Raw genomic sequence first — 14864 nt, forward strand, 5'->3', positions numbered from 1 at the left:
TCAGCCGAGCGGATGCGAGCTTGCGAAGTGGTGCTATGCATCCAAGACACGACGGAGCTGGACTTTAACGGCCAGGCCATCGCAGGCCTGGGACCGCTGTCGTATGAGGCGCAACGTGNGCTATATCTGCACCCGACTTACGCGGTAACGCCAGCGCGCGAACCGCTGGGCGTGCTTGACGCCTACATGNGGGCGCGCGAGCCCAAGGGTGCGGATGGCGTTCGCCCCGGCATCAAGGAAAGTACCATTGGACCGAAGGATATGAGCGGGTTGCCGAACAGGCGACCGCACTGCCTGCCACGCGACTCGTCTATGTGACTGACAGAGAGTCGGACATCATGGCGTTGATGATCAAGGCAAAGGAGTTGGGCCACCCGGCGGATTGGCTACTGCGCTCGCAGCACAATCGCACCTTGCCTGGCGGCGGCAAGCTGTGGGAGCAAGTAACTGCGGGTGAGCCAGTGGGCAGGATTCACTTCACGCTGGCAGCCCGTCAGGCTCAGCCGGCGCGCGCGGTACGGCAGCAGGTGTGGGCGCAACGTGTTGCGTTGCCTGACGCTGCAGGCGGCGTGGTGAGTGCCACTTGTATTGTCGCCCGGGAGGTCGACCCGCCGGCAGGCGTCAAGCCGATTGAATGGCGACTGCTGAGTAATCGCGAGGTGAACGACCTTGACGCGGCCGCGCAGCTTATTGACTGGTACCGCGCGCGTTGGGAGGTGGAATTGTTCTTTCATGTGCTCAAGAACGGCTGTCGAGTCGAGGCGTTGCAACTTGCATCGATGGCACGGCTTGAGCGTGCCTTGGCGCTGTTCATGGTGGTGGCATGGCGCATCGCTCGGTTGATGCGACTGGGTCGAACTTGCCCGGACCTGGATGCAGGGCTGCTGTTCGAGCGCGATGAATGGCGCGCGGCATTCAATCTCGACAAGAAGAAGCCGCCGAAGACGTCACCGCGTCTGAATGAGGTCGTGCGCTTGGTCGCTATGCTCGGCTGCTTCCTGGCGCGCAAAGGCGACGGCGAACCCGGAGTCAAGACTATCTGGCAAGGCCTGCAGCGAGTGGTGGATTTCGCCGCCGGTCTTCGGTACGCCCGTGAACTTGACGACTGAGATGTGTGTAACCAAATGCGCTAAAGGTCGGCTTCTGTCGCCCACTGCCAAAACTTAATCACAGGTAGTCTTGGGTGGCGTATACGCAAAACTCCTTTTGGGGTGTGAGGTGCATTTGCGTCTTCGACGCGAGACACTTTTAACCCCCGAGGGGCTTGATATAGGGTCGGAATCACACTATCAAGTTCCAACCTTCTCAACATATTTAATGACGAGACACCCAGTCCAATACCATATTGGCCCCTTCATCGATAGACATTGTGCATGTGTCGATGAAGATATCGGGACTTGTTGGTCTTTCATATGGCGAATCAATGCCGGTGAAGTTTTGGATCGCCCCCCGTCTGGCAAGTCGATATAGTCCTTTAGTGTCGCGAGCCTCTGCTACGGCCAATGGTGCGTGAACGTAAACTTCAGCAAAGACATGTTTCCCCGCAATTAACCTAGCAAGCTCTCGGTCGGAATGGAAGGGTGAGATAAGGCATACAAGCACTACGATGCCGGCGTCGGCCATAAGTTTGGCAACTTCAGCCACGCGCCGAACATTTTCGCGTCGATCCTCCTTGTCAAAGCCAAGATCTTTGCAAAGGCCACGCCTGACTGAGTCGCCATCAAGAATATAAGTGAGCCGCCCGCACGCATGCAGGGCTGCCTCAAGCCGGTCGGCAATTGCCGATTTCCCTGCGCCGGAGAGGCCTGTGAACCAGAGGATGGACGGGGCCTGACCAAGCAGTTGCGCTCTCGATTCCGGACCGACTCCGAAGTCGTAGATGTAAAGGTGAGGAGTGCGAGCATCGCTCATCATATTTCGTATACGTGTGTGAAATTGGACTTTGCAAACAACACGGGCGCCCGGCTTGCAAACGCGTCCTGCGAAGTCCACGTGCAAATTGGGCGAAGCTAGTTGAACGTCTACCTCTGAAACGCGTAGCTACGTCGGGAGCGATGTCGCCAATATCGGGTCTATGCTCCTTTGGAACGCACTACTGCTTCGTCCACATTCAATGTTGTGCTGCTTCCTTCCGTCTTTCTCCAAAGAATACCCTCGAACCAAACTTGTTCCACGCGCCCCCATTCACAAGCGGAAGCAGCGTCGGGGAAAAATCCTCGGCCGTGGAAATTCGCGCTTGTGTTGCAGAGCAAAGGAATACCTGTTAGCTTCTCATATTCGACCAAAAGCTCTGCTACGGGATGTTTAGAACTTCTATGGATGGTTTGCAAACGAGCAGTACCGTCAAGATGCACGACCGCAGGGATCTTGTCACGCCATTCCTTACGCGTTAGATGGTCGAAAAGCATGTAGGGGTCCGGAGTACCAGGCTCAAAGATGGACATTGCCTTATCCTCAAGGCATATTGGCGCCACCGGACGAAAATGCTCTCGATGCTTGACATCGTTCAGAAGATGTTTCATTGCAGCCGAAGTTGGGGCTGCCAAAATGCTTCTTCCGCCCAAAGCCCGAGGGCCCAATTCGGCACGACCGGCAAGAAAAATGACTGGCTTGTTATCTGCAAGTATGCGGGCGAGTTCCGAAATCGTGCACGGAAACGCAGTCCATCCCGGAGGGACGACGCCAAGTTTTGCGGAAGGCCCGCTATACACGGACCATTCCAACGGTATGAATCCCTGGTCCGCAGCCATCGCACAGCAAGCCGCACCAATTGCCGAGCCGCTGTCGTTGGGGAACGGAGGGACCCATATTGCAGCGAATAAGCCACTTTCACGTAATGCGCTATTCCATTTGATGTTTAGCGCACATCCCCCAGCAATGCACAGGTTTTGCGGAACTTGTATTGAATGACGCTGCAGCGCCATTCCGATTTCATGAACGAGAAGGCGCTCGAGGAAGACGTGAAAGGAGGCAAGCACATCTTGGTGAAGCTTCCCTTCAAGTCGAGGCACGCTAGCTTCGAAAAAATCACGGACGGGTTTCAACGAGCCTTCAGGTGCCCTAATATTCGCACGATAGCTGCGCGCCAACTCGCTGTTACCAGCGAAGTGATCGTCGTAAAGGCTGTGAAATACAGATACGATACTTTCATCGACGGACCCGAGCCCAATATAAGCCATGAGCTTGCCTGCCACGCCGAGATCCCATTCTGCTCCGCCTAGTTTCTTATAGGGACCAAAGTAGTGACCCGCCGCCGCATAGATATGGCCAACGAGGGGGAAAAGGCAGTCAACGCGGCGTGCCCCATCACGCTGCACATGGTAGAGCCTTGGGACGATGCCGCCATCCCAAACCAGACAAAGGGCGGGTTGCTCCTTTTGTGCAAACGGGCTGGTGCAGTATGCGGCCGCTACGTGCCCTGACACATGAGGAAAACTCTTGTACGGAAATGAACCTTCGCCGACCACCAAACCGTCGCCGTCAAGGGAGGCAAGGAGGTGATTGGCGTCGCTCTCAGCATACGGTGCGCCCTTTAGACTCATCGGAACAGATCCACTACGGACGTGGAATCTAGACTCCACGTCTCCGTCCCAGCCATCAATGACGAACTGGTCGATATCCACAGCGTTCAGCCCATGTTCCGCCAAAATGAGAGCGATTTCCTCAAGGTTCTCGATTTCCTGATAGCGCTTATTGTTCTCTCGCTTCTCCTGCTCGATGCAAAAAATCAATTTCCCATCTTCTACCACGGCGATGGCCCCGTCGTGCGTTAGCTTGATCCCGCAGATCCGCATGCTATTTCCTCTTTCTAACTCGGTAAACGTGTGTGTTGTGATTCGTCCGGAGATTTGCGAAATCGTGCTAGCGAGCAACCCTCAGTGAGCAATTGTCCTTTGCATTCAACGTGCTCAACTTCAGTCAACTCTTCTCTGAGCATAGCAAGCACAGTTTCTGCACCAGCAATGTGGCCCCATCTCCGGCAACTGTCGTCATGTGACGATCCGAATACCAACTGTCCGGCCGGCGCAAGCATTCCTGCGAGATTTAGAATCGTAGAACGCATTTCTTCAAGGTTATCCAAATAATAGAGAACTTCAGCGACCACGATTAGATCGAACTTGTCATGTGTCGAGAACTCTTTGACGTCTGAAACGATCCACGTAGTGTTCGCTGGCTCCTTCAGTCGTTCGCGAGTACGAGCTATCGCTTGCGGAACAACATCTATGACTGTGAGCCGTTGGCAGTGGTCCAAAAGTTTCTCCGTGAATGTCCCCGCAGCACATCCCACTTCGAGCGCATTAGTGACTCGGCCCTGCGCGAGTGACAATCGAAGCATATGTCTGTGACGTTCCTGTTCGTAAGGATTAGTGTCGAGGCGCCAGGGGTCATCTGTACTTAGTTCACGACGCAGCAATTCTAGGTTTGAAAGCATGGGAAAATCTTTCGGTTCCTAATAGTGGACCATAACGTAGGCTTCCTTCTGCTCGAAGATCGCCTACCAATCAATCCAGTAGAACTGTCTTCATAGCTCGGGTCCGTTGCGTTCGATTGTTTCGCCGCTTGGCCATTCTTGCAACGAACTGTTAATTGGCATAACCACGACGAGGACATCCTCTACCCGAGTAGACGGCAAATCCAAGTGGACGTTCGAGAGAGTTGAGCGCACACGAATTCCTTCGATGATTGTTCCTAGTCCATGTCGGCACAATCGGGAAAAGTGAGTTTTCAACTCGTGCCTGACGGTCCCGAAAGCGAACGGTATGCGAAGCTCTTGAAGCACGGGGTACATTGCGCGGATGGAATGGCTAATTCCGAATCCTTCAAGGTCCGGCCGAACTCCGTATAGACCTAGTTCGGCCACAAGCACATCGGCTGAATTTACCTTGATGAATCGTCGAAGTGCACCCATGTGTGCCGCAATCCCTTGAGAATCGTAAGCTATGGCGCGGAGCTCAGGCCGTGCGCCTGCCCAACTTCGACCGCCACTAAACGGCTTCGCATTGAAAGGCCCTGTCGGACCGTAGGTCGCTTTGAAAAACTCAGCCAATTCCAAATGGTCGGAGAGTTCAAGATCATTTTCCCAGCGTAGTTTCCACTGAACTTTTGGCGACGACATAAAAGTAACCTATTGGAAGAGTAATAGGCCAACCACAGTCACCTGGCGACCAATTAATTAAGTTGAGGCACAAAACTACGCATTGCTCGTGCGATGGTTTGAGCCATTCTAGGCTTCGAAATAGCTTGTATGCGGCCCCCCGCTGAAATGGCGCTTTAGCTCCACGAAGTTGCATACCGTCTCTCGCAGAGGTCGCATTTCCTGACGCCGAAGGGCCGTGCGTACTGAGCATGCGTGCGGAGATGTTCCAAGGAAGAACCAAATTGCGTCGAGGCAGGGGGCTGGATCGCGCAGTAGATCCTCATAGTCGATAGTCATAATCCGATCTCGCTGAAAGGAATTCGCGACGAGAGTGTGGAAGTCGTCAGCGATCCTGAAGTAGGCTTCGCATTCATCGATGGTCAACGTTACGTTGGGTGGAACGGCCAAGGAGTGGCACGTACCGTACTGTAGCCATTGACCACTTGTCCTTGCCTGAACGAGGGATCGCAGCGACTCCAGAGAATTTCTGCGGACAAATATCGCGCGAAGATGTGGCCAACCGATCAAGGTTTCAAAGAATCCTGGCCGCTCGCGGAACTGCGGTTGGTTAATCTTGCAGCCAACGTGGGTGAGCGCCGTCTTTCCAGAGCGGGTAGGGTAATATTGATAAGCTAGCTCAAGAAGGTCCCTATCGCTACGTAGGAGTCGGCTATTATCTGGCCAGTTCATATCGTACGGATTGAGCAATTCTCCGTTGCTCGACACATTTGGATGCAAATTCAGCAATTCTTCCAGATAGTGCGTACCTGTTCTGGGCATCCCAAGGATTACGAATGGTGCGGCTGTTGGCATGATTTCGCTAAAGAGTTGCACAGATATACATCAAGTGGTTAGCGGCGGTAGAAGGATTTGACCTATATTCAAATTCATCCTGGTCAGAGTGTCGATGCGATCATCAAGACATCAGACGCCGGCGAACAAGGTTTGTCGATAGGAAGAAGGGCACTATTGCGTAAAGGCAAAGTACGGACACATGCAGACCGACGCTCGCCGACGGGCGTCCAAGCATCGCGGGGCGGATGAGTTCGACGGAATGGGAAAGTGGAAGGGCTCTCGAAACAAGATGAAGGGCCCCTGGCAACTGTTCTACTGGGAAAATGACACCACTCAGGAAAAGCATCGGTGTGAGGACAAGCGTTTGGTAGAACACAAAGTAATCGTAACTCGGCGCAATCGCGACGAGGACCATAGCAAGGCTTGCAAATGCGAAGCCAGTTAGAACAATGACCGGTATTAGTAAAAAAATATTCGAGAGATCGGCATAGCCCAATGTTGCGGCAACCCCAGCCACCGCGGTGCCTGCCAATAGGGCTTTGCTGGCCGCCCACGTCATTTCACCGAGTACGACGTCGCCAACCGTAAGCTTTGTGCACAGGACTGCTTCCCACATGCGCTGCGTGTGCATCCGAGAGAAGGCCGCATAGATTGTCTCGACCGTTGCGGAAGTCATTGCACTCGCAGCAACCATACCGGCTGTCAGAAACGAAATATATGCAGATCCTTCAACGTGATCTATCAGTACCCCAACTCCGAAGCCAAGGCCGAACAGATACATCATTGGATCTGCAAGATTGCCAATTAGGGAAACGAGAGCAGCCTTCCGCCATGCTAAGAAATTACGGCGCCATACCGTACGCCAGTTCCAAGCGTTCGCGGGCAAAGTCATCATGAGTACGTCACGCATTATTTATTCCCTGATCTCACGTCCGGTTAGCCGCAGGAATACGTCCTCCAAATTTGCGGGGCGTTGTAGGACGCGCAGGCCAGAAAGCTCGCGTAAAGGTACCCGAATCTGTTCCAAATCGGAGGCGTAGCAGAACAGCGTCTCGCCGCTTACCTCGGTGCGGGGACCGTAGGGTGCTAGTAATGAACGCAGCTCGTGTGGTTTGCCGCCATATACTTCTAGCACTTCGGTACCGATTTGTTTCTGGACCAGACCCTGCGGAGTTCCCTCAACGAGCTTGCATCCGTCCTCTATTACGCAAAGCTGGTCGCACAACCGCTCCGCCTCTTCCATGAAGTGAGTAGTGAGAAGAATAGTCTTGCCCTTCGTTAGCAGCGAGCGTAATCGCTCCCAAATCAGGTGGCGCGCATGAGGATCCAAGCCGGTTGTGGGTTCGTCCATTACCAGAAGTTGGGGATCATTGATCAGGGCGCGCGCGATAGTCAATGCCCTTTTCATGCCGCCTGACAGTTCCGTGACGCGAGCATGGGATTTTGTTTCAAGATGCGCGAACTCAAGCAGAGATGGAATCGCCGCCTCGATCTCGGCTGTGGTCATGCCAAAGTAGCGTCCAAAGACAATCAGGTTCTCGCGTACCGTAAATCCTGGTTCCAGATTGTCGAATTGCGGAACTACGCCGATGCGAGCGCGAGCTCGGCGTGCTCGTATTGGTACGGGCTCTCCCAAGACTGTGATCGTGCCGCCGTCAGGCATTGCCATTCCCAGAACCATTCGAGCAATCGTGCTTTTACCAGCGCCGTTAGGGCCCAACAAGCCAAAGCATTCGCCAGTTTTCACACAAAAGGATAGATCATTGACGACAGGCTTGCCGCCATATGACTTTCTAACGCCGGAGAACTCGATCGCTGCGGTGGACATGAAGCTCGGGAATAAAAGTGTGTTGTTGTCTACTGAAGGAAGCTCGAACAAGTAATATCTATCCTACTCGGTATAATATTCATTTCCCGATGTCACGCACGTAGAGGGCAAACATTTATTACCAGTAATTTCAGAACGAGAAGTTGAATGCGTTTCGCCAGCTGTATATTTTTCCGGAGATTCCGATGATGGATAGACGGACTTATCGTGCGAACTGTTTAATGCCTCGCCTCGCGACAGCCAATCGCTATTTCCGAGCGTGCACAATGCGTAGGCCTTCACCGGAAGTAGAAGGAACAGGTTGATCAGGGTATGCGCCGAGAATCCAAAAAATCTCAGCTGTCGAGCGCGAATAGCCGCTACGGTGGACCGAACGAACGTCATTGAGGCAATTGTTATGCACGCCGGCCAAGGAATTGTTGCCGTCATCACAAACTGTGCAAGTCCACTGATGACTGAGATCGCTAGCAATAGCGAACCAACGTTCTGCGCAAGGGTGTCCAGCGTAAGAAAGCCATTGAGGTGGGGCAACAGACGTAGCGAGAGGAGCGTGTCACGGTATGTGCTGCGTGCCCACCGGAGCTGTTGTCGAAGATACGGTATGAGCTTATCTGGCACAACAGTAGCCGCGATAGCGTTAGGAACATACTCTGTTCGATAGCCTGCAGTCAGCATGAGAATCGTCAAATGGCGATCTTCACCAAAATCACTTTGCTTGCCCCGGAAGAACTGGGTTTCGTATTTGTCAAGAAGACGAAGAAGCGCGGAGCGACGGTATATCGCACAAGGACCGCAGCAGCACATAACGGCGCCAAATCTTCCCTGAGCCGCTCGCTCCTCGTTACATGCGAGCCAGTACTCCATGTCGATCAATCGAGTCAACCACGACTGCTTTCGATTACTGGCTGTCAACTGTCCCATGGCGGCACCAATCGATCTGTCCCGCATCTTGAGTACAAGGTTTTTTACGACATCATGGGCCAGCGTCGTATCTGAGTCGACGTTAAGTATGAGCTCTCCATACGAGGAACGTATTGCGGCGATCTGTGCTTTACGTTTACCCACGTTCTTGGGAAGAAGAATAAAGTTAAACCTCGGATCTTCCTCATAGTCCCGGTAGACCGCGCCCAACGCATCACGGTTACTTGAGCCGTCATCAATTACATAAACGTTCAATACTCCGGCATACTCCTGCTTTGCGATTGAAGTAAGGCAAGCTCTGAGCGTGGCCGGGTTTTCGTTGAAGCAGGGCACAATAACGTCGACGTCCGGCCGCCATTCCGGATCAACGACCTTGGTTGACGCAGGAGTACACCGTGTTGGTCGACTATGCAGAACCTGTGCGCTCTTATAAATGGTGGATAGGAGTGCGTACAATAAAACAGAAGTCGTGTTGATTGCGGCCGGAATATTCATCTTTGTCGTTTTGTCAGGGGGGCGTTAAGAAATTTTCAGATTACAAGACTACGCTGATCCGCAAAGAGAATCAGATGAAAATCCGAGGCGAGTTATGAGCGCCATTTAAGCTCAGATCGACGCGGTTCGGTTGGAAGCACGCGACGTCTGATGTATAAATTTCGGAACTGAGGCGCGGCGAGTACAATATGAGGTAAGAGAGCCGGCTGCTTGATTTGATGTTAGCGTTAGGAGCAATGCCTACCAATGGGGAAAGGCGGGGACTTGGTTCAGTACTATCTGTTTCTTGTGTCAGTAATTCCTGATGTACTCACGTCCGACGAGATGAACTTTTGATAAATGTTCCCTAGAAGACGACCCAGGGGTAGTGGAGAACACATTCGTCTCGGGGTCTATGTGGGATAACAGGTTCTTAGGCAGTCCGTACTGGATTGATCTGTCCGCGTAGTTTGGGCAGTGAGCTGATCACAAAGTTACGTTCCTTCAACGCCGAAATTAGCCGAGGAAGCGCCCTCACGGTTTGCTCTCGTGATGCTGTGTACGGGCGTGATGCCAATTCGTTCGGTGGACTGCCATCATGCAATAGCACGATTGCCCCCGGCTCTACGGTCGCCAAGACCGTATCGACAATCAGATCAACTCCCGGGCGGGCCCAATCTTGAGGGTCTACCGACCAGTGAAGCGGTGTAAGACCTGCATTCATTCCTTCGACGCATACTTCAGGAGTCCATATTCCATACGGTGCACGCAAGAAACGCACAGCTAGGCCAGGGGAGGCCTTGGTGATGATTACATTCGTATCGAGTATTTCGCGTCGCAACACATCGCGGTTGCATTGGGACAGATCGAGATGCGTCATCGTGTGGTTGGCAACTTCGTGTCCATCGGAGATCATTCGCCGAATTAGCTCCGGATGTTCCGCTGCGTATGCTCCGAGGACGAAGAACGTGCCGGGGACATGAAATTGGCGCAATATGTCCAAGATCTTCGGTGTCCATGTCGGATTCGGCCCGTCATCGAATGTAAGAAAAACCTTACGTGGTTTGACTTTGGCATCACGTTCTCGAATTTTCCTCGGCCAAGACAAACGTTCCGATGGTTCGCTGTGCACCTTTTCAGCCATGATTCGTTACGTTACCTTTGTGGTTTGCACGCTATGCCTTCGGTCTCAAAGTGCGCCGTCCGCAATGGGACACGGAGATCTGCTAATCGTTAGTCGCCACAACTTTGCGTCAGCGGCGCAAATTTGTACAATCGATTGTTTCGATATCAATCATCGATGATGTGGATGGCTCCATATGCGCTTCAAAGGCCTTGACCTGAACCTTCTCGTCGCACTTGACGCACTCATGACGCACCGGAATCTGACAGCCGCGGCGCATAGCATCAACCTAAGTCAGCCCGCTATGAGCGCAGCTGTCGCGAGGCTGCGAGACTATTTCAGTGACAGTCTTTTTGTTATGCGTGGGCGGGAGTTCGTTCCGACTGCTCGTGCGATGGAACTTGCCGGTCCCGTCCGTGAAGCACTATCGCACGTCCAGCTCTCGATCATTTCGCGTGACGTATTCCTGCCATCTAAGTCGAAACGACGTTTCAGAATTTGTCTTTCGGACTTCATGACACTTGTCTACTTTAAGAAGGTCATGAAGCGCGTCGCATGCGAGGCGCCTTCCGTTAGCTTCGAGCTATTCTTTCCTGACGATGAACCTGGCGAATTGCTCAGACGAGGCGATGTTGATTTCCTGATACTACCGGAGTTGTTGTTGAGTGATACACATCCCAAGGCGCGTCTTTTTGAAGAGAAGCTTGTGTGCGTAGGTTGTCCGACAAATAAGCAGCTGTCCCGAAGACTCGCTTTGGAAAAGTACATCTCGATGGGGCATGTGACTGTAAGGTTCGGACGTTCACGCCGGCCCTCGATAGAGGAGTTTTTTCTCCTTGAGCTGGGATTCAAGAGACGGGAAGAGATTGTTGTACCAACCTTTGACCTGATCCCACCGATGCTGTCCCGTACCGATCGCATCGCAACACTGCCACTACGACTAGCTCAGTATTTTGGCGAAGTGGTTCCTTTGAGGATTGTCGATGTACCGCTGCCACTTTCCTCGTTTACGGAGGCTATCCAATGGCCTGCGTTACATACCGGCGATCCAGCAAGCATTTGGATGCGCCAGGTGCTATTGGAAGAGGCAAAAAGTTTGGCTAGTGTTGACGCGAAGAAGTCTGACTGATAATCGATGTCCGGGCAGTCACAAGAGGTGCCAATTGTATTCAATCTCGTAGGTATTGAGATCCCTTCAATCCAGCAGGGCACAAGTTTCAGAACTACGATGCACCGGCAGATGAGGCTCTACCCATACTTCGCGCGCTTTCTACCCCTGTTGGTGTGCAACCCCTCATATGAGGCGTTAAGCATAAGACGACCTCGATGGTCGGAGCGACGTCAACGCAGGATTGTGTTAAAGGCGCCGTTTTTTCAGTTAGTATCCTATGCGCGCACAGAGAGGCGTTGTTGTCCTCCGTGTCCCTCCGACATCGCCACTGCGATATTGTCCGTTTGTTGACATTGTAGATGTCCGCCCACTTGGCGGCATCGTTCGAACTTGCCATAGCGCGCAGCAAACTAATGTGTCGTTGTGACCTAGTCGTGTTTGCTGACGGCGTTTGACGAGCCATCCCGGGGAGTTTAAATCCATGCCGCATTTCTATGCTAACGATTTCGATTTGGTGTACGAGGTAGTGCAGACACTAGTTTCGTCGCGGGATGCTGAGCAGACGTTGGACAGATCCTTACGGCATCTTTCGTCTGCGCTAGGATGGCGCTCCGCCTTCATAGCCGTCGCGGAGCCGGGTGGATATCTAGCTGGTTTTTGTTCCACGGGACTTTCGGAGGGCTGGCGCGAGCGCGTACGCTTTCTTCCCGATGAGGGAGTCGTGGGCCGCATTCATTCAAGTGATTCGCCTATCATTGTCCCTGAGATTCACGACGAACATTTTCTCGCGGACCGCTTCGGAACTGCTAATGAATTGGACGGTGATCATATCGCTCTCCTGGGAACTCCTATCCGGCATGAGGGCCGTCCGCTCGGGGTGCTGGTCGCATTTTGTGAGAATCGAGACGGAACGCGCGCCTTTGCTAACGATCTTCAACTTATGAAAGTTGTTGCAGCGCCGATGGGGCAAGCGCTGCTGCTTAATCGCGAGGCGATGAACAAGGGCGGTTACAGGGAACAGGTATGTAGACGTCCACAGAAGGAGCATCATCCTTTGCGCAATATAGAGAACGCGGTAGGCCATTCCCCATCGATGCAGAGGGTGTTTGCGCAAGTCCATCAAGTCGCCCCGGCGAGGGCGACAGTACTCTTGCGCGGTGAAAGCGGAACGGGAAAGGAATTGATCGCACGCGCAATCTATAGCTTGTCTCGGCGTAATGATCAGCCATTCGTTTCGGTGAACTGCGCGGCGCTTTCAGAGACTCTCCTGGAGAGCGAACTGTTTGGCCATGAGAAGGGAGCGTTCACGGGGGCGCAATCGCAACGGAAAGGTAGATTCGAACTAGCGCACGGCGGCACACTATTTCTCGATGAAATTGGCGATATCTCACCGTCCTTCCAAGCGAAGCTGTTGCGGGTTCTGCAAGAAAGGGAGTTTGAGCGCGTAGGAGGGGCCACGCCTGTAAGGGTTGATGTGAGGCTAATCGTTGCGACAAATCGCAACCTCGAACGGATGGTCAAAGAGGGTGAATTCCGAGCAGATTTGTATTATCGCATTAATGTGGTAAGCATTCGTCTGCCACCCCTACGTGAGCGCCGCGAGGACATCCCGGCTTTGGCGCAATACTTTTTAGATCGATTCAACCGTGACAACGGCAGGTCGCTGCGCTTCACAGAAGGAGCATTGAGCGTGCTTTCGGGTTGCTACTGGGCCGGTAACGTACGTGAGTTGGAGAACTGCGTTGAGAGGACCGCGACGATGGCACTCCACGATTCCATTGATCGGCTCTCATTCCTGTGTGAGATGGATAAGTGTCTAACCCAAGGATTGCATGACATCGAGCGCGAAGACGCCGTACGTCCGGGCCGATCGGCAAACGCTGCAGCGAGCGAGGAGATCACTCCTACAGTCTCCGTAGATGCAGGTCACGAGAGCGCCAGATTTGCCCTGCCCAGCAGGAACGATAGACCTCAAGGCGAGAGAGAGCGACTCATTTGGGCCATGGAGCGCTGTGGCTGGGTGCAGGCAAAAGCGGCGCGGCTCTTGGGTATTACGCCACGGCAGATTGGCTACGCGCTGCGTAAGAACGGGATCGAGCTTCGCCGTTTCTGATGGCAGAATATCGCTGCCTGCGGTGGTCTAATGTCCTTGGACAGGTCGATAGGAGGATAATCCGTAATCGACGAGTGAAAAGATAGATGACAAGAAGGCGCCGACAATTTGACGCCAGCTTCAAGCTGGAAGTAGTACGGATGGTACGAGACCAAGGCCTATCGGTGAGCGAAGTTTGCCGGTCGATGGAGCTTGGTGAGTCGGCCGTTCGGTGCTGGATCGCGCAGTATGATGCGGAGTGCGCTGGTGGACCTGGGGTGGGAAAGCCGCTGACGGCAGAACAGCAGCGCATCCGGCAATTGGAGGCGGAGAATCGGCAACTGCGCGAGGACAATGCTCTGCTAAAAAAAGCGTCGGCCTTCTTTGCACGGGAACTAAAGTGAGCTACCGCCTGGTAGCCCATTTGCAACAGGAGGCCGTATCGGTCAGTGATGCCTGCCGGGTATTGCAGGTGAGCCGCTCCGGCTACTATGCGCACCGCCGCGCCAAGCCGAGCACGAAGGCTCTGCAGGAGCAGACCCACGTCAAAGCGGCGTTCGCTGCCAGCGGCGCGAGCTACGGCAGCCGGCGTGTCATGCATGCGCTGAGGGCACAAGGGCTGCGCCTTGGCCGGTACCGGATTCGTACGCTGATGCGCGAGGCAGAGCTGCGCACGAACTGGAAGCGTAAGTTCGTGTCGACGACCAACAGCAAGCACGCTCTGCCAGTGGCCGAGAACGTGCTGGATCGTCAATTTGACGTGGCTGAGCCGAAGCGGGCCTGGGTGTCGGACATCACCTATGTCCGCACGGCCCAGGGCTGGCTGTATTTGGCTGTCGTGCTGGACTTGTACTCGCGCAAGGTCGTGGGCTGGGCGATGGCGCCGACCATGCCGACGGACCTGGTCATGTCGGCGCTGACCATGGCGCTGCAGCAGCGTCGGCCAGGACCAGGACTGGTGCTGCACTCGGACAGAGGCAGTCAGTACGCGAGCGCAGAGTATCAGGCTTTGCTGAGACGGCATCAGATCGTTTGCAGCATGAGTCGAAAAGGCAATTGTTGGGATAACGCGGTGATGGAGCGGTTCTTCCTGAACCTGAAGATGGAGCGCGTGTGGCGGGGCCTGTCAGTTTTTTTGTGTGCAGGGCAGGTAAAGGCTCACCGTCGATGGAACGGTGAGCCAGCAATATCTTAACGATAAGGGTGGGTGAAGCGTTCCTCGTAGAGGATCGCAAACTGGTTCATGGCAGCCTTCCAGTCATGGGTTGAACTGCCCCACTTCACCGTGATGTTTCGCAGCGCCAGCCACAGCAGCTTGGTCGCCGCCTCGTCGCTGGGGAAGTGACCGCGCGTCTTGATGATCTTGCGCAGCTGCGCGTTGAT

Annotated in this window: 11 protein-coding genes and 3 pseudogenes; 4 read left to right on the forward strand and 10 right to left on the reverse strand. The window is 53.9% G+C overall.

All coding sequences use genetic code 11. From position 1 onward, the window contains the following. Window positions 1-1109 (forward strand): annotated as a pseudogene (locus A3AG_RS31130) (IS4 family transposase); the annotation flags it as partial. Window positions 1110-1314: 205 nt separating this feature from the next. On the opposite strand, the gene cysC reads toward A3AG_RS31130, so the two are convergent. The 9 genes from cysC to nodB form a co-directional block, all read right to left on the reverse strand. Beyond that, entirely contained in the window at window positions 1315-1911 is a 597-nt protein-coding gene (gene cysC, locus A3AG_RS32715) for an adenylyl-sulfate kinase (RefSeq protein WP_232348030.1), read from the reverse strand. Between the two features lie 161 nt (window positions 1912-2072). After that, window positions 2073-3794: a nodulation protein NodU gene (nodU, locus tag A3AG_RS32720; RefSeq protein ID WP_012354659.1), complete on the reverse strand. Its 1722-nt coding sequence runs from the start codon at window positions 3792-3794 to the stop codon at window positions 2073-2075. A 14-nt stretch (window positions 3795-3808) separates the two neighbouring features. Next, entirely contained in the window at window positions 3809-4432 is a 624-nt protein-coding gene (gene nodS, locus A3AG_RS32725) for a nodulation methyltransferase NodS (protein WP_012354660.1), read from the reverse strand. 90 nt (window positions 4433-4522) lie between these two features. Then, window positions 4523-5116, reverse strand: coding sequence for a NodA family N-acyltransferase (locus A3AG_RS32730; RefSeq protein ID WP_012354661.1), 594 nt, complete (start codon window positions 5114-5116; stop codon window positions 4523-4525). 108 nt (window positions 5117-5224) lie between these two features. Continuing rightward, window positions 5225-5950, reverse strand: a complete 726-nt coding sequence (locus A3AG_RS32735; RefSeq protein WP_081479546.1) for a sulfotransferase — start codon at window positions 5948-5950, stop codon at window positions 5225-5227. A 103-nt stretch (window positions 5951-6053) separates the two neighbouring features. Beyond that, window positions 6054-6842, reverse strand: coding sequence for an ABC transporter permease (locus tag A3AG_RS0101020; protein ID WP_012354663.1), 789 nt, complete (start codon window positions 6840-6842; stop codon window positions 6054-6056). A 3-nt stretch (window positions 6843-6845) separates the two neighbouring features. After that, window positions 6846-7760, reverse strand: coding sequence for a nodulation factor ABC transporter ATP-binding protein NodI (nodI, locus tag A3AG_RS0101025; RefSeq protein ID WP_012354664.1), 915 nt, complete (start codon window positions 7758-7760; stop codon window positions 6846-6848). A gap of 63 nt (window positions 7761-7823) precedes the next feature. Further along, on the reverse strand, window positions 7824-9176 hold the full coding sequence (nodC, locus tag A3AG_RS32740; protein WP_012354665.1) for a chitooligosaccharide synthase NodC: 1353 nt from the start codon (window positions 9174-9176) through the stop codon (window positions 7824-7826). A gap of 412 nt (window positions 9177-9588) precedes the next feature. Then, the gene (gene nodB / locus A3AG_RS32745; protein ID WP_012354666.1) at window positions 9589-10299 is read right to left on the reverse strand and encodes a chitooligosaccharide deacetylase NodB; all 711 of its coding nucleotides are present in this window, start codon (window positions 10297-10299) and stop codon (window positions 9589-9591) included. A gap of 175 nt (window positions 10300-10474) precedes the next feature. Between nodB and A3AG_RS32750 the strand changes: the two genes are divergently transcribed. From A3AG_RS32750 to A3AG_RS0101035, 3 genes and pseudogenes are all read left to right on the forward strand, one after another. Further along, window positions 10475-11407 (forward strand): LysR family transcriptional regulator, encoded by a 933-nt coding sequence (locus A3AG_RS32750; protein ID WP_012354667.1) that lies wholly within the window; start codon window positions 10475-10477, stop codon window positions 11405-11407. A 463-nt stretch (window positions 11408-11870) separates the two neighbouring features. Continuing rightward, a complete protein-coding gene (gene nifA, locus A3AG_RS32760; protein ID WP_012354669.1) occupies window positions 11871-13502 on the forward strand; it encodes a nif-specific transcriptional activator NifA in 1632 nt (543 codons plus the stop codon). An 86-nt stretch (window positions 13503-13588) separates the two neighbouring features. Beyond that, a pseudogene (locus A3AG_RS0101035) lies at window positions 13589-14601 on the forward strand (IS3 family transposase); the annotation flags it as partial. Window positions 14602-14672: 71 nt separating this feature from the next. Here the strand turns inward: A3AG_RS0101035 and A3AG_RS31140 are convergent. Next, a pseudogene (locus A3AG_RS31140) lies at window positions 14673-14864 on the reverse strand (IS256 family transposase); the annotation flags it as partial.

The sequence above is a fragment of the Cupriavidus neocaledonicus genome (assembly GCF_000372525.1).
Classification (GTDB): Bacteria; Pseudomonadota; Gammaproteobacteria; order Burkholderiales; family Burkholderiaceae; genus Cupriavidus; species Cupriavidus neocaledonicus.